The sequence below is a fragment of the Dietzia maris genome, assembly GCF_036287335.1.
Classification (GTDB): Bacteria; Actinomycetota; Actinomycetes; order Mycobacteriales; family Mycobacteriaceae; genus Dietzia; species Dietzia cinnamea.
Genome location: NZ_CP143053.1, coordinates 2,787,767 through 2,802,766, shown reverse-complemented (window position 1 = coordinate 2,802,766; position 15,000 = coordinate 2,787,767). Strand labels below are relative to the sequence as shown.

At 70.8% G+C, this 15,000-nt stretch carries 13 protein-coding genes; 11 read left to right on the top strand and 2 right to left on the bottom strand.

Annotated features, from left to right (window positions below; translation table 11 throughout):
* The first annotated feature begins 46 nt into the window (after positions 1-46).
* From ureG to VYL96_RS13015, 8 genes are all read left to right on the top strand, one after another.
* Positions 47-682: an urease accessory protein UreG gene (gene ureG, locus VYL96_RS13050; protein ID WP_061914951.1), complete on the top strand. Its 636-nt coding sequence runs from the start codon at positions 47-49 to the stop codon at positions 680-682.
* On the top strand, positions 679-1,680 hold the full coding sequence (locus VYL96_RS13045) for an urease accessory protein UreD (protein ID WP_232303055.1): 1,002 nt from the start codon (positions 679-681) through the stop codon (positions 1,678-1,680). The genes ureG and VYL96_RS13045 overlap by 4 nt, the downstream gene beginning before the upstream one ends.
* 316 nt (positions 1,681-1,996) lie before the next feature.
* On the top strand, positions 1,997-3,229 hold the full coding sequence (gene urtA / locus VYL96_RS13040; RefSeq protein ID WP_131885453.1) for an urea ABC transporter substrate-binding protein: 1,233 nt from the start codon (positions 1,997-1,999) through the stop codon (positions 3,227-3,229).
* A 108-nt stretch (positions 3,230-3,337) separates the two neighbouring features.
* Positions 3,338-4,222, top strand: a complete 885-nt coding sequence (gene urtB, locus VYL96_RS13035) for an urea ABC transporter permease subunit UrtB (protein WP_007633467.1) — start codon at positions 3,338-3,340, stop codon at positions 4,220-4,222.
* Positions 4,223-4,344: 122 nt separating this feature from the next.
* Entirely contained in the window at positions 4,345-5,487 is a 1,143-nt protein-coding gene (gene urtC / locus VYL96_RS13030) for an urea ABC transporter permease subunit UrtC (protein WP_241724191.1), read from the top strand.
* Positions 5,484-6,425, top strand: coding sequence for an urea ABC transporter ATP-binding protein UrtD (gene urtD, locus VYL96_RS13025; protein WP_243699619.1), 942 nt, complete (start codon positions 5,484-5,486; stop codon positions 6,423-6,425). The genes urtC and urtD overlap by 4 nt, the downstream gene beginning before the upstream one ends.
* Positions 6,422-7,123 (top strand): urea ABC transporter ATP-binding subunit UrtE, encoded by a 702-nt coding sequence (gene urtE / locus VYL96_RS13020; RefSeq protein ID WP_106385024.1) that lies wholly within the window; start codon positions 6,422-6,424, stop codon positions 7,121-7,123. The genes urtD and urtE overlap by 4 nt, the downstream gene beginning before the upstream one ends.
* 533 nt (positions 7,124-7,656) lie before the next feature.
* A complete protein-coding gene (locus tag VYL96_RS13015; RefSeq protein ID WP_106385023.1) occupies positions 7,657-8,361 on the top strand; it encodes an EcsC family protein in 705 nt (234 codons plus the stop codon).
* A 194-nt stretch (positions 8,362-8,555) separates the two neighbouring features.
* Here the strand turns inward: VYL96_RS13015 and VYL96_RS13010 are convergent, their stop codons facing one another.
* Positions 8,556-10,289 carry a helix-turn-helix domain-containing protein gene (locus VYL96_RS13010; protein WP_131885341.1) on the bottom strand — a complete coding sequence of 578 codons (1,734 nt, stop codon included), beginning with the start codon at positions 10,287-10,289 and terminating at the stop codon, positions 8,556-8,558.
* A gap of 14 nt (positions 10,290-10,303) precedes the next feature.
* The gene (locus tag VYL96_RS13005) at positions 10,304-11,059 is read right to left on the bottom strand and encodes an enoyl-CoA hydratase/isomerase family protein (protein ID WP_131885340.1); all 756 of its coding nucleotides are present in this window, start codon (positions 11,057-11,059) and stop codon (positions 10,304-10,306) included.
* A 78-nt stretch (positions 11,060-11,137) separates the two neighbouring features.
* Between VYL96_RS13005 and VYL96_RS13000 the strand changes: the two genes are divergently transcribed.
* The 3 genes from VYL96_RS13000 to VYL96_RS12990 are packed head-to-tail and all read left to right on the top strand — an operon-like array spanning position 11,138 to position 14,908.
* Positions 11,138-12,892 carry an AMP-binding protein gene (locus VYL96_RS13000; protein WP_243699618.1) on the top strand — a complete coding sequence of 585 codons (1,755 nt, stop codon included), beginning with the start codon at positions 11,138-11,140 and terminating at the stop codon, positions 12,890-12,892.
* Positions 12,889-14,478: a sodium:solute symporter family protein gene (locus VYL96_RS12995; RefSeq protein ID WP_131885339.1), complete on the top strand. Its 1,590-nt coding sequence runs from the start codon at positions 12,889-12,891 to the stop codon at positions 14,476-14,478. The genes VYL96_RS13000 and VYL96_RS12995 overlap by 4 nt, the downstream gene beginning before the upstream one ends.
* A complete protein-coding gene (locus VYL96_RS12990; protein WP_070719893.1) occupies positions 14,471-14,908 on the top strand; it encodes a hypothetical protein in 438 nt (145 codons plus the stop codon). Before VYL96_RS12995 ends, VYL96_RS12990 begins: the two co-directional genes overlap by 8 nt.
* Positions 14,909-15,000: the final 92 nt, after the last annotated feature.

Sequence of the window (15,000 nt, the reverse complement as noted above, 5' to 3'; positions counted from 1 at the left end):
AGAGCGCGCAACAGAATCGAAACACGACTGCACTAGCGTCTCGCCCATGGCAGAGGCACAGCAGGTGTTGCGGATCGGGATCGGTGGACCGGTGGGCTCCGGCAAGACAGCGCTCATCGAGGCGCTGGTCCCCGAGCTGATCGCCCGGGGTCGCACCCCGGCCGTGATCACCAATGACATCTACACGCAGGAGGACGCCGAGCACGTTCGCCGCACCCTGGTCGGCGTGCTGGACCCGGCGCGCGTCGTGGGCGTGGAGACCGGCTCGTGCCCGCACACCGCCGTGCGCGACGATCCCACCATGAATCTGGCGGTGGGCGCCGAGATGCTCGAGGACCACCCCGACGTCGACACCCTGATCTTCGAGTCCGGCGGCGACAACCTCACGCTGACGTTCTCGCCGGCGCTGGTGGACCTCTTCGTCTTTGTCCTCGACACCGCCGAGGGGGAGAAGATGCCCCGCAAGCGGGGGCCTGGCATCACCGAATGCGACCTGCTGGTGATCAACAAGATCGACATCGCCCAGTACGTCCGCTGCGACTTGCAGGTCATGTCCTCCGACGCCGACCGCGTCCGCTCGGGCAAGCCCGTCGCGCTCACCGACTGCCTGTCCGGCACCGGCATCGATGAGGTGCTGGACTACCTCGAGTCGCGCCGGGCGGACCTGCTGCCCGCCCAGTGAGCGCGCCGCGCGGCACCGGACGAGAGATCGGCCCAGCGGGCGACCGGCTCACCCGCGCCGCCGACCCGGGGTTCGTCTGGCCCGTCGTCGCTGCCGGACCGCAGACCGGGCCCGGCGCGTTGCCCGTCGGCTCGCCCGGCAAGGTCGGCGTCCTGGACCTGGACTTCCGGCTCGATCCCCGCGACCCAGCCGGGCGGACGGTGCTGGCCGACCGCTTCCAGAAGTCGCCGCTGCAGGTGATGCGGCCGCTATACCTCGACCCGGCGATGCCCGGCATGCCCGTGGTGTTCGTCATGTCGACCGGAGGCGGGATCGTCGGCGGCGACCGGCTCGACATGGACATCCGGTTCGCCGAGGGTGCGCACGCGCTCGTCACCACCCAGGCCGCGAACCGCGTCCACCGGATGGACGTCGGCTACGCCACGCAGAACGTCGCCCTGCAACTGGGCGCCGGCGCGGTGTGCGAGTGGCTGCCCGACCCGCTCATCCCGTACGGCGGCAGCCGGTTCCAACAGCGACTGCGGGCCGAGGTGCCCGAGGGCGCGACGCTCATCGCCGCCGACGTACTCACCGCCGGACGCGTGGCCCGAGGGGAGAGCTGGGACGTGGACGCCTACGTCTCGGCGGTGGAGATCACCCGGCCCGGCGGTGTCCCGCTCGTCGTGGACACGACCCGCGTCACCCGCGACGAGGCCGGGCATCCGCTGGTCACCGGCGACGCCGACGCGATCGGGACGCTGTTCGTGGTCGCGCCCGGCCCGGCCGAGGAACTCGCCCGGGTCATGCGAGAGGCGGCCGACGGGCTCGGGGGCGCGACGAGCGCGGTGGCGGGATCGGCCGTGCGCTGTGGCGTGAGCACCCTGCCCGACGGCTGCGGTGCGTGGCTGCGGGTGCTGGGTCGGGGGCAGGAGAACGTGGAGGCCGCCGTGCGAGCGGTGTGGTCGGCGGCCCGTGTGCACCTGCTCGGGGCGGCGGCAACCGACCTGCGCAAGAGCTGACCGGCCGGGGAACTGCCTCCGCCTCCCGGCAGCGGGCATCCCGGCATCCCGCGCCCGCCGCACGGCCGCCTGACTTGCGTCACGCAGCGTTCACACAACGCCGGTAGAGGCAACGGTCGCGAAACATCGGCGACTCAGCCGACTCACACGATGTCCATACCTTTATCCGCATCGCGCTTCGAGCCTCGCAACCCGCGGGAACCCTCGACAGCCGGTCAGTGAAGGTCAGGTCAATCACGTGAACTCCACCTCCCTCTCTTCCGGTCAGAGCCAGCGCCCGAGCCGAGCCCGGCGCCCGAGCCGCACCCGGCGCGCGCTGGCCACCGCCGGACTGGTCGTCCTCGGCGCGGGCGCGCTCACCGCGTGCGGCAGCAAGACCAGCGACACCGCCACCGCGGGCGCTGCCGAGTCCTGCGTCGACACCGCCGGGGACACGATCAAGGTCGGCTCGCTGCACTCCCTGTCCGGGACCATGGCGATCTCCGAGAAGACCGTGCGCGACTCGGTGGCCCTGGCGATCGAGCAGATCAACGCCGACGGCGGCGTGCTGGGCAAGCAGATCGTCCCCGTGGTGGAGGACGGCGCCTCGGACCCGGCCGTGTTCGCCGAGAAGGCGCAGAAGCTCATCACCAGCGACTGCGTGGCCGCGATCTTCGGCGGCTGGACCTCGTCCTCCCGCAAGGCGATGCTGCCGGTGGTCGAGGACGCCAACGCGCTGCTGTACTACCCCGTGCAGTACGAGGGGCTCGAGGCCTCGGAGAACATCTTCTACACCGGCGCCACCACCAACCAGCAGATCGTCCCCGCCCTGGAGTACCTCAAGGAGCAGGGCGCGAAGTCCATGTACCTCGTGGGCTCGGACTACGTCTTCCCGCAGACCGCCAACCGCGTCATCAAGGCGTGGGCCGAGGCCAACGACGTCGAGATCCTCGGCGAGGACTACACCCCGCTCGGCTCGACCGACTTCTCGACCATCGTCAACAAGGTGCGCACGGCCAACCCCGACGCCGTGTTCAACACGCTCAACGGCGACTCCAACGTGGCGTTCTTCCGCGAGTACTCCAACGCCGGCCTGTCCGCCGAGGACACCCCGGTGGTGAGCGTGTCGATCGCCGAGGAGGAGGTTCAGGGCATCGGTGCTTCGAACATCGAGGGCCAGCTCACCTCGTGGAACTACTACCAGACCAATTCCAGCCCCGAAAACACCGCATTCGTCGAGACGTTCAAGGCGAAGTACGGCGCGAACCGCGTCACCTCCGATCCCATGGAAGCCGCCTACACCTCCGTCTTCCTGTGGAAGAACACGGTCGAGAAGGCGAACTCCTTCGCCGTCGACGCCATTCAGGACGCTGCCGACGGCGTCACCTTCGACGCCCCCGAGGGCACCGTGACCATCAACGGCGACAACAACCACATCTCCAAGACCGCCATCGTCGGCGAGATCCGCCCCGACGGCCTGATCTACGAGGTCTGGACCTCCGGCGAGCCCATCGAGCCCGACCCGTTCCTCGAGACCTACGACTGGGCCGGCGACCTGTCCGGAAACTGACGCCCGACAAGACCGCCCGACCAGCCCGCCCGACCCACCCCGCTCCCGCCCGGCCCCTGAACCGAGGCCGGGGGCGGGGGAGGGCGGGCCCCGGAGAAAGGAGCCGGTGTGGACATCCTCATCGGACAACTCGCGACCGGATTGAGCATCGGCTCCATCCTCCTGCTCGCCGCCCTCGGACTGTCCCTGACGTTCGGGCAGATGGGCGTCATCAACATGGCGCACGGCGAGTTCATCATGGCCGGCTGCTACACCGCCTACGTCGTGCAGCAGATCATGGCCGCCTCCGGCGCCGGCCTGGCCCTGTCGCTCGTGCTGGGGTTCGTAGTGGGCGGCCTGCTGGGCGTGCTGCTCGAGGTCACGCTCATCCGCCGCCTCTACGCCCGTCCGCTCGACACCCTGCTCGTGACGTTCGGCGTGGGCCTGGTGCTGCAGCAGATCGCCCGCGACATCTGGGGCGCGCCTGCCGTCAACGTCGAGGTGCCCGAGTTCCTGCGCGGAAGCGTCGAGCTGCTCGGCGCGTCGGTGCCGCTGACGCGCGTGTTCATCTTCGTCCTGGCCATCGCGTGTGTCGCGGCCGTCATGGCCGCCATGAAGTTCACGCCCATGGGCCGCCGCATCCGGGCCGTCACGCTCAACCGGGACCTCGCCGAGTCGTCCGGCATCAGCTCCCGCCGGACCGACATCACGACGTTCTTCATCGGCTCCGGTCTCGCCGGGGTGGCGGGCGTGGCGCTCACGCTCATCGGCTCGACCAGCCCCACGATCGGCCAGTCGTACCTCATCGACGCGTTCCTCGTGGTGGTCGTGGGCGGCCTCGGCCAGTTGCGGGGCGCCGTGATCGCCGCGTTCGCGCTGGGCGTCCTCCACTCGTTCTTCGAATACTCCACCACCGCCTCGGTGGCCAAGGTCCTCGTCTTTGTCACCATCATCTTCTTCCTGCAGGTGCGACCGCAGGGCCTGTTCGCCGTCAAGACCAGGAGCCTGGCATGACCGACACCACCACTGCCCGTGCGGACGTAGCGACCACCTCGTCGTCGTCACCCTCCGCGCCGACCACCACTCCACCGACCACTCCGCCCGCCGACGCCGGCCCACCGCCCCGGTCCCGCTGGATGTTCTGGGCCGCGCTCGCGGTGGCGGCGCTGGTCATCTTCGGCCTGGCGCCGCTGCTGCTCAGCGACTTCCGCCTGGGCCTGCTGGCCAAGTTCTTCTGCTACGCGATCGTCGCCAGCGGCATCGGCCTGGCGTGGGGGCGAGGCGGCATGCTCACGCTGGGCCAGGGCGTGTACTTCGGCGTGGGCGCCTACGCGATGGCCATGTTCCTCAAGCTCTCCGACGCCCGCGACCGCGGCGGCCCCGACGCCCTGCCGGACTTCATGCAGATCGCCGGCACGCGCGAGCTGCCCGGTTACTGGGTGCCGTTCGCCTCGCCCGGGTTCACGATCGCGGTGATCCTGCTGGTCCCGCCGCTGTTGGCGTTCGGGTTCGGCTACCTGGTGTTCCACCGCAAGGTCAAGGGCGCCTACTTCGCGATCCTCTCGCAGGCCCTGGCCGCCGCGGCCGCGATCTTCCTCGTCAGTCGACCCGAGCTGGGCGGCTCCAACGGCCTCAACCGCTTCACCGGGTTCTTCGGCTTCGCGCTGTCCGACCCCGCGAACCGGCGGATGCTGTACTTCCTCGCCGGCGGCGCGCTGCTCGCGGTGGTGCTGCTGGTGCGGCAGCTCATGCAGTCGCGCTTCGGCGAGCTGCTGGTGGCCGTGCGCGACCAGGAGGAGCGCGTCCGCTTCCTCGGCTACGACCCGGCGCTGATCAAGTCGTTCGCCTACGCCGTGGCCGCGTTCGCCGCCGGGATCGCCGGGGCGCTGTTCGTGCCGATCGTCGGGATCATCTCGCCGTCGGCGATCGGTATCGCGCCGTCGATCGCGTTCCTCATCGGCGTGGCGATCGGCGGCCGCGCGACCCTGCTCGGCCCGGTCCTCGGCGCTATCGGTGTGGCGTGGGCGCAGACCGCGTTCTCCGAGGCGTATCCCTCGCAGTGGACCTACCTGCAGGGCGTGTTGTTCATCGTCGTCGTCGGGTTCCTGCCCGGCGGCCTGGCGTCGCTGTTCGCGGTGCGGCGCCGACGCGCGAAGGTGACGACGACGAGCTCCACCACCCCCGACCGGCCCGCCACCGCCCGGGCGGCCGGACCTTCCGGCGCCGCCACCGCCACCTCCGCTGCCACCTCCGCCGCCACCATCGAGGAGCCCCGATGACCCACTCCACCGCCTTCGGCATCGGTGCCGCCCTCTCGGCGGGCACCCTCACCGGCGCCGAGCTCCGGCTGCCCGGCGCCGCCTCCACCCGGTCCCGCCCTGCGGGCCGTGAGCAGGGCGCCGGCACCTACCTCGAGGTCCGCGGCCTGACCGTGACGTTCGACGGCTTCCGCGCCGTGGACGGCGTGGACCTCACGCTCATCCAGGGCGACCTGCGGTTCCTCATCGGGCCCAACGGCGCCGGCAAGACGACCGTGGTGGATGCGATCACCGGGCTCGTGCCCGCGACCGGCACCGTCGACAAGTCGGGGCAGCCGGTGCTGGGGCTCAAGACGCACAAGATCGCCAAGCTGGGGATCGGCCGGACGTTCCAGACAGCGTCGGTGTTCGAGGACCTGACGGTCGAGCAGAACCTCGACATCGCCGCCGGCGCTCACCGCGGGCCGCTCACCCTGCTGCGGCGGCGCCACGGCCGGGAGGAGAGCGTCGCCGAGGCGCTGGCCACGATCGGGCTGGAGCACCTGGCCGGCACGAAGGCCGGGGTGCTGGCGCACGGGCAGAAGCAGTGGCTCGAGATCGGGATGCTGCTGGTGCAGGACTGCGACGTCATGCTGCTCGACGAGCCCGTCGCCGGCATGGGCGCCGAGGAACGCCAGGCCACGGGCGAGCTGCTGCAGCGGATCGCCGCCGACCGCACCGTCGTGGTGGTGGAGCACGACATGGAGTTCATGCGCGCGTTCGCCACCTCCGTCACAGTCCTGGCCGCGGGCAAGGTCCTCGCCGAGGGCACGGTCGCCGAGATCCAGGCCGACCCCAAGGTGCAGCAGGTCTACCTGGGCACCGCCGCCGCGACCGGCACCGAGTTGGCCGACGCCGACGCCGACGCCGACGCCGCCACCAACACCGACGCCGCCGACACCGAGGAGACCCCGCGATGAGCGCACTGTTGAGCATGTCCGGCGTCCGCGCGGGCTACGGCGGCTCGGAGGTCGTCCACGGTGTCGACCTCGAGGTCCCCGCCGGGGGAGTGGCCGCGATCCTCGGCCACAACGGCGCCGGCAAGACCACCCTGCTGCGCACCGCCGTGGGACTGTTGCCGTGCAAGGGCGGGACCATCACCTTCGACGGCGAGGACATCACCCGCCTGCGTCCGCACGCGCGGGTGGCCCGCGGGATCGGCTACGTCCCGCAGGGGCAGCAGTCGTTCACGCAGCTCACCACCGCCGAGAACCTCCAGCTGGTCGCCGACGGCCGCAAGCGCGGCAAGGCGCTGATCGACGAGTCGCTGGACCTGTTCCCGGCGCTGCGCGAGCTGCTCGACCGCAAGGCCGGCCTCCTCTCCGGCGGTCAGCGCCAGCAGCTGGCGATCGCGAGGACGCTGATCACCGAGCCGCGGATGCTGGTCCTGGACGAGCCCACCGAGGGCATTCAGCCCAACGTGGTGGCCGAGATCGAGCGGATCATCGTGGAGCTCGCGTCCCGCGGCGACCTGTCCGTTCTGCTGGTCGAGCAGCACGTCGGCTTCTCGCTGCGCGCCTCGGACGTCTACTACGTGATGGAGTCCGGGCGGATCTCGCACTCGGGCGCCTCCGACGATTCCGCCGCCCACGACGTCTCGGCGGCGCTGGCGATCTGATCGGCGAGGTCTCGCGCCCGGTGGCGGGCGCTGTCACCGCCTCTGGCCTGCGGTGCCCTGGAGCACCCGTTCAGGGCACCGCAGGTCAGGGGTTTGCGTGCTGGTGCGCCATGCCGCTTCAGGCCCGGGGCCGGACCCTGGCCGTGGAGGGGCCTGAACTTTGGTGTGACCATTGCGAAAAATCGGCTAGAGGCTCGCAGTGGTTACACCACAGTTCTCCGCCAGGTGCCGCACTGCCTCGCGTGACCGCCGACAAAGCGGCGGAGGCAGAGTGTTATGCCGTTCTCAGGCCGCCGCATCGGGCTCGACCTGCAGTTCCCTGCGGGCCCCGTTCAGGGATCCCCAGGTCAGACGGGTAAAAGCTCAGAGGCTGGCACAACGGTTCTCGCTTAATAGTCGACACCGTTAACCATCAGAGCCAAATAGTGCTTATCCTTCCTTCCGGTGCTGAGTCTCCCTCGCCCGGCGCCGCGGACTCACGGATCGGCCGTCGTGAGAACCGTCCCCTCAGGCCTGTCAGGAAGGCGCCCCTCATGGCAATCGCCCAACCCAAGCGTGTCAAGGAGATCACCAAGTCGATCTCCGAAGGCGATATGGAGGCGGCAGCCACCGCCACCATCGACTTCATCCTCGACGCGGGAGTGAAAGGCTTCGGCCCCGTCAAGAGCGCCGAGGCCATTGCCGATGAGGCACTGAAGCACTCGGGGAACGACGCGGAGAAGGCGATCAAGCGGATCATCGCCACGCACACCAGGGTCGTGGGCGCATCGGGTTTCGTCTCCGGGCTCGGGGGCCTGGCCACGATGGCGGTGGCGCTCCCCACCGATGTCACCGTGTTCTATACGCGTGCCACCCGCATGATCGCGGCGGTCGCACACCTGCGCGGCTACGACGTTCGCAGTGAGGAGGTCCGCAGCGTCATCGCGGTGTCGCTGATCGGTTCCGCCGGAGTCGAGGCGATGTCCAAGGCCGGCGTCGAGATCGGCACCAAGACGGCGATTGCGGCCCTCAAGAGGGTGCCGGGCACTGTCCTGACCAAGATCAACAAGGCGGTGGGCTTCCGGCTGGTGACCAAGTTCGGCACCACGGGGTCCATCAACCTGGTGAAGGTCGTGCCCGTGGCGGGCGCAGCCGTGGGCGGCACGATCAACATCGCGGGCATCCGATCGATCGCCGGATACGCGAAGAGCAACTTCCCCGCCATCGAGTCGGTGCCCGTGCCGCACACAGCCGTCTGACCCTAGACGCCTGAGCGTCTGCCCATCGGCCTCCGCGCCGATACCACCTCTGACCTGCGGCGCCCTGGAAGGCATGTTCAGGGCGCCGCAGGTCAGCGCGCCCGCCGCCCGCCGCCCGCCGCGCCCCGTGTCGCCGGGGCGAGACGGCAGGCGCCAGGCGAGCTCGCGGCCCCTGGCGCTCCACCCCGCCCTGCTCAGACCCCCCGCAGCTCGGCCATCCGCAGCGCGAGCCGCAGCTCGAGCGCCCGGTCGCCGCGCCGCCAGCCGGGGCCGAGGATCGTGTCGAGGCGGTCGAGCCGCTGGTAGACAGTGTTGACGTGCACGAACAGCCGGTCGGCGGTCGCGGACGGGCTGCCGTCGGCGGCGAACCAGGCCTGCAGCGTGTCGAGCAGCGAGGTGCCGCGGGCGCGGTCGGCGGCGCGCACCGGCCCGAGGCTGCGCTCGATGAACTGGCCGACGAACTCGCGGTCGGCCTCGCTGAACAGCAGCCCGTACAGTCCGAGTTCCTCGGCGGCGGCACCGGAACCGGCGCGGTCGAGAGCGATGAGCAGCCTCGCGGCCCGGCGGGCGCGTTCGACGTGATCGCCCACACCGGCGAGGCCGGCCACCCCGCCGATCGGCCCGGAGCCGCCGACGGTCGCCTGATGAGCGGCGAGCCGGGCGGCCACATCGCGAGCGGTGGCCCCGGCGTCGGACCCGGGCAGCAGCATGACGGCGCGGTCGCCGTACGTGGTGACCAAGCCGTCGTCGACGCGGGCGAGCGCGCGGCACTCGGCCTGCAGCGCGCGCGGCATCCGCTCCTCGGCGGGGGTGATGACCAGCGCGACGAGGTCGGTGTCGACGTCCACGCCGAGCAGGGCGGCGCGCCGGCCGATGGCCTCGAGGTCGTGCTCGCCGGGCGCCAACACCTCGGCCAGCAGCTCGCCGCGCACGCGGTTGTCGGCCTCGTCGCGCGCGCGGTGCCCCAGCAGGATCAGCGCGATCACCGAGGCCACGCGCCCGAGCGCCCGCCCGATCGCGGGGACGGGTCCGCGGCTGGCGAAGGTGACGTACCCGAGGTGGTCGGGTCCGGTGACGACCGGGGTGACGACGACGAGGTGGCCGTCCACCGACCGGGTGACGGGTCCGTCGGTCCGCTCGGTGTCCGCGGCGACGTCGTCGACGACCCGCCGCAGCAGGTCGAGCGGCGGTCCCTCGGGCGGGCACGCGCAGCCGATCTCCCGGTGGGCGAGGTCGAACACGGCGGCGGAGCCTCCACCGATGTCCACCACGAGGTCGACGATCTCGGGGACGGTGGCACCGGCCACGACCAGCCGGGTGAGTCGTTCGTGGAGGTCGACGATGCCGGCGAGGCGGGCGGTCTCGGCGTGGGCGGTGTCGAGGGCGTCGAGGGTGGCGTCGAGTTCGCGGCGTCGTCGGGTGGCGCGTTCGGCGGCGGTGAGGGCGGCCGAGACCTGGTCGGCGAGCAGGGCGAGGAGGGTGATCTCGTCCTGGGTGAAGTCGCGTTCGGTGCGGTCGGAGGTGAACAGCATCCCGGTGAGACGGCCGAAGGTGCGTACCGGGACGCCGAGGATGGCTTTGACGCCCTCGTCGATGATGATCGGGTCGATGACGTGGGTGTACTGCTCGTCGGCGAGGTAGTTGCGGGTCCAACGCGGGGCCATCGCCTCGGCGACCTGCCCGCCGAGGCCGAGGCCCATGCCGAGGCGGATGGTGTCGAAGCGGGGGCTGGTCGCGCCCTCGGCCATGCGCATGTAGGTGTCGCCGCGCTCGGGGTCGAGCAGCATGACGTACGCCAGGTCGGTGCCCACGATCTGGCGGGCCCGCCGGATGGCGATGTGCAGGACGGCGTCCTCGTCCTCCGCCGAGGCGAGTTCGGCGGAGGCGTCGAGGACGTCGCGCAGGCCGAGGGCCAGGTCGACCGCCATGGCTCGAGCGGATTTCAGCGGCCGGTGAACTGCGCCTTGCCGGGGCCGTTGTCGATGAACGACTGCATGCCGATCTCGCGGTCCTCGGTGGCGAACAGGGCGGCGAAGAGGGCGCGCTCGATGGCCAGGCCGGAGTCGAGGTCCACCTCGATGCCGCGGTCGACGGCCTCTTTGACGGCCCGCAGTGCGATGCGGGGTCCGCCGACGAACTGGCGGGCCCACTCGAGGGCGCGTTCGGTGGTTCGGCCGTCCTCGACGACCTCCTCGACGGCCCGCAGCTCGAGGGCCTCGGCGGCGGTGAGGGTGCGACCGGTGAGGCAGATGTCCTTGGCGACGGCCGGGCCGACGAGCCGGGTCAGGCGCTGGGTGCCGCCGGCGCCGGGGATGATGCCGAGGAGGATTTCGGGCTGGCCGAGCTTGGCCTTGGACGCGGCGATCCGGCGGTCGCAGCACAGGGCGAGCTCCATGCCGCCGCCCAGGGCCGCGCCGGTGATCGCGGCGACGGCCGAGAACGCCGACTGCAGGGAGCGGGCCTCGGTGACCATCTGCGCGTGGGTCATGTCGCGCATCTCCTTGATGTCCGCGCCGGCGGCGAAGACGCGCTCGCTGCCGGTGAACACCACGGCGTCGACGTCGTCGCGGCCCGAGACCTCGGCCGACACCGCGCGGAGTTCCTCCTGCATCGCGCGGGACAGGGCGTTGACCGGCGGGCGGTTCAGGGTGACGAGGGCGATGCCGTCCGTGACGTCGAGGGATAGGAATTCATACATGGTGAGGCTCCGAAGCTAGGGGGAATCTCCATTGTATGTGAACCAGACCACTTCTACGGTCAAGGCATGCACCCTCAGGTGAGAGAGATCACACACAGCCAGCCGGGCGGCGGGTTGGGCAGCCAGGCGGCCGGTCAGCCGGGAGATCAGCCGCGGCCCTGGAGCCCGCCGCTGCGGCCCGAGGACTTCCGCTGGGAGATCCCGGAACAGTTCAACATCGGCGCGGCGTGCACCGACGCGCATCCGCCGGAGGCACCCGCGATCGTGGTGGACCGCGGCGACGCCCCGCCGGAGGTCACCACGTTCGGGCAGCTCGGCGAGCGGGCCCGCCGGCTCACCACGTTCCTGCGCGAGCGCGGCGTCGGCGAGGGCGACCGGATCGCCGTGATGTGTGCCCAGTCCGCGGAGACCGCGGTCGCGCACGTCGCCGCGTACCTCATGGGGGCGATCGCGGTGCCGCTGTCGGTGAAGTTCGGGCCCGAGGCCGCGCTGTTCCGCATGGGCGACTCCGGCGCGGTCGCGGCCGTGTTCGACGCCGACTGCTACGCCCGCCTCGCCGGCGAGCTCGCCGGGCTGCCCGAGCTGCACACCGTGCTCGTGACCGGTGACGCCGTGCACGAGGCGACATTGCTCACCGTGCTGCCGCTGGCGGTGGCGGAGGAGGCGGACCTCGCCGTCGTCACCCCTGACACCGGCCCCGACGACCCCGCGCTGCTCATCTACACCTCCGGTACCACCGGCCAGCCCAAGGGCGCGCTGCACGGTCACCGCGTGGTGCTGGGGCACATGCCCGGCGTCGTGCGCGCGCTCGACGGGTTCCCGGGCGGTGCGGCGGGGGAGAGCGCCGCGGCAGGGGACAGTGCCGCGGCGGGGGAGAGCACCGACGTGTTCTGGACGCCGGCCGACTGGGCGTGGGCTGGCGGGCTGCTCGACGTGCTGCTGCCGAGCCTCTACAGCGGCGTGCCCGTGGTGGCCTCCGACCGGCGGCCGACCCCGGAGAACGTCGAGCACATCCTCCGGCGTCACGGCGTGACGTGCTCGTTCCTGCCGCCGACGATCCTCAAGATGATGCGCGCCTCCGACGTCGACTACTCGCGCACCGGCCTGCGCGCGGCGTTCTCCGGCGGCGAGGCGCTCGGCGAGGCCGTCGCCGAATGGGCCCGCGAGGCGCTGCGCGTGCAGGTCAACGAGATCTACGGCCAGACCGAGTGCAACCTCATCGTGGGCACGTGCCACGTCGAGTTCGACACCCCGCCCGGCTCCATGGGCCGCCCGACGCCGGGGTTCGACCTCGGGCTGCTCGACGAGCTCGGCCAGCCGGTCGCCGCGGGGGAGGTGGGCGAGATCTGCGTGCGACTGCCCAGCCCGAACGCCTTCCTGCGCTACTGGAACTCGCCCGAGAAGACCGACGGGAAGACCGCCGGCGGCGTGCTGCACACCGGTGATCTGGCGAAGGTCGACGACGACGGGAACTTCTGGTTCTCCGGCCGCAACGACGACCTGATCTCGTCGGCCGGTTACCGAGTGGGCCCCGGCGAGATCGAGGACCAGATCCTGCGCCACCCGGCCGTCGAAATGGTCGCCGTGATCGGCGTGCCGGACGAGCTGCGCGGAGAGGCGATCGTCGCGTACATCGTCCCGGCCGCCGACGCCGACGCGGGCGAGGAGCTCGCGCGCGAGATCCAGGCGTTCGTCAAGGAGCGGCTGGCCTTCTACCAATACCCGCGGGAGGTCGTCTTCCTGGACGAACTGCCCACCACCAACACCGGCAAGATCCGCCGGGCGCAGCTGCGCGCCTCGTTCTCCGCCGACCAGACAAAGGACAAGTCGTGAACAATCCCGTCGTCATAGGCGTGGTGCTCGCCTACTTCGTGCTGATGTTCGCCATCGGCGCGTGGGCCAACACCAAGATGAAATCGGCCAAGGAATTCCTCGTCGCCGGCCAGTCGCTCGGCTTCTTCGTCATGGCCATCGCCAGCTTCTCCTCCATCCAGTCGGGCTGGGGCATGGTTGGCGGCACCGGGCAGACGTACTCCTGGGGCCTCCAGGCGCTCATCGCCGTCGGCCTCTTCGCCCCGTTCGGGTTTGCCGCCGCCTGGTTCCTCCTGGGCAGCCGGCTCAACTGGATCGGCAAGAAGCACAGCGTCTACTCGGTGCCGGACCTCATCCGGATCCGCTTCCAGGACCGCACCTCGCACGCCACGATGTCGGTCGCGGTGTTCGTGGCCGCCGTCGCCTACATGACCGCGCAGGTCACCTCGATCGGCGTGATCATCTCGCTGCTGTTGGGCACCTCCGTGGCGACCAGTGCGTGGATCGGCTCGCTCGTCGTGGCCGCGTACACCATGGCCGGCGGCATGCTCGCCGCCGTGTGGACCGACCTCGTCCAGGGCGTGCTCATGGTGGTCATGTCCGTGGGGCTGTTCTTCTTCGCCGTCCAGGTGGCCGGTGGCTGGGTGCCGATGCTCGACACGATCTCCGCGACCAGCGCCGAACTGCTGTCGATCGACGGCGTGAAGTCGCCGACGTACATCTTCGCGTTCGGTCTGCTCATCTTCGTCGGCGCCGTCGGCCAGCCGCAGCTGCTCACCAAGTTCCTCATGCTGCGGGACATGACCCAGCTCAAGTGGGGTGCCGCCGTCGCCGGGATCGCCTACGGCGTGACCACCTTGTTCTCGGTGGGTATCGGTTTGGCCACCCGCTCCATGACGATCACCGGAGACGCCCCCGAACTCGAGAACATCGACGACACCGCCATCTGGTTCCTCGACTCCGTCACGCACCCGGTCGTCGGCGGCGTCGCCCTGACCGGTCTACTCGCGGCGATCATGTCCTCGGCCTCGAGCTTCATCACCATCGGCGCCTCGTCGATGATGCGTGACCTGCCCTCCGCATTCGGGGTCCGCGTGGTCCGCGAGGTGCTGTGGAGCCGCGTCGCCTCGCTGACGCTCGTGGTGCTCTCGGTGCTGCTGACCCTGTTCCTGTCGCAGGTGGTGTTCCTGCTCGGCGCGCTGGGCTGGGCGGCGTTCGCGGCGGCGATCCTCGGCCCGGTGGTCATGTCGATCTACTGGGAGCGCGCCACCTCGACGGCCGCGACCATCACGGTCATCTTCGCGATCCTCGGCAACCTGGTGATCAGCTCGCTGGCCGCCCGTGAGGTCATCACCGTGCCCGAGTACATGCAGGTCGGCGGAATCTCGCTGCTCGTGTCGATCGTGCTCTTCTACGGGATCTCGCTCGTCACCTCCAACCGTCACCCCGACGCGACCCTGGGATTCCTCTACGGCGGCCCCGGCGCCCGCACCGACTCGCTGCTCACCGGCACCGCGCCGACCGCCGGCTCCGCGTCGACCGCCGGTTCCGCGCCGACCGCCGGTTCCGCGCCGACCGCCACCACCGAAAGGCCCGACCATGTCTGATCTCGCCGCCCTCGACCGCGCCGGTGCCCCCGTCCCCGAGTACAAGCGCGCCGGGACCCTCATCCACGTGTTCGCCGGGATCGCCGCGTTCGCGCTGATCGGGATGCTCGCGGACGTCTGGCAGATGGTCTTCCTCGCCGTCCCGCTGTTCGCCGTGGCCATGATGCTCATGGGCTCGCTGCGCGCCAACGGCACCTGGGACCGCGCTTCGAGCATCGGCATCGTCGCCTACTGCGCGGTGCTCGCCGTGCTGGTGGTGTGGTCGATCCTCACCGCGTCCGGCGACGCCACCCTGTGGGGCCTGCCGATGTCGATGGGCGTGATCGTCTACTTCATTTGGCCCTACACGGCCATCGGCGCGGGACTCCTCTACGCGTTCGTGTTTGACCGCACGATCGACGAGAAGCGCCTGGCGGCCGTCGCCGACTGACCGGCCACGCGCGCAGCCGCGGCCGCGCGCTCCACGTGAAACCGCACCGCATAGCCACGGGACGGGGGCACGCGGGGCGCGCGGCTGTTTTG

Coding starts and splice junctions, on each gene's coding strand:
- urtD (WP_243699619.1), top strand. CDS start 5,484: ATGACCCACTCCACCGCCTTCGGCATCGGTGCCGCCCTCTCGGCGGGC.
- VYL96_RS13015 (WP_106385023.1), top strand. CDS start 7,657: ATGGCAATCGCCCAACCCAAGCGTGTCAAGGAGATCACCAAGTCGATC.
- ureG (WP_061914951.1), top strand. CDS start 47: ATGGCAGAGGCACAGCAGGTGTTGCGGATCGGGATCGGTGGACCGGTG.
- VYL96_RS12990 (WP_070719893.1), top strand. CDS start 14,471: ATGTCTGATCTCGCCGCCCTCGACCGCGCCGGTGCCCCCGTCCCCGAG.
- VYL96_RS13005 (WP_131885340.1), bottom strand. CDS start 11,059: ATGTATGAATTCCTATCCCTCGACGTCACGGACGGCATCGCCCTCGTC.
- VYL96_RS13010 (WP_131885341.1), bottom strand. CDS start 10,289: ATGGCGGTCGACCTGGCCCTCGGCCTGCGCGACGTCCTCGACGCCTCC.
- urtC (WP_241724191.1), top strand. CDS start 4,345: ATGTTCTGGGCCGCGCTCGCGGTGGCGGCGCTGGTCATCTTCGGCCTG.
- urtE (WP_106385024.1), top strand. CDS start 6,422: ATGAGCGCACTGTTGAGCATGTCCGGCGTCCGCGCGGGCTACGGCGGC.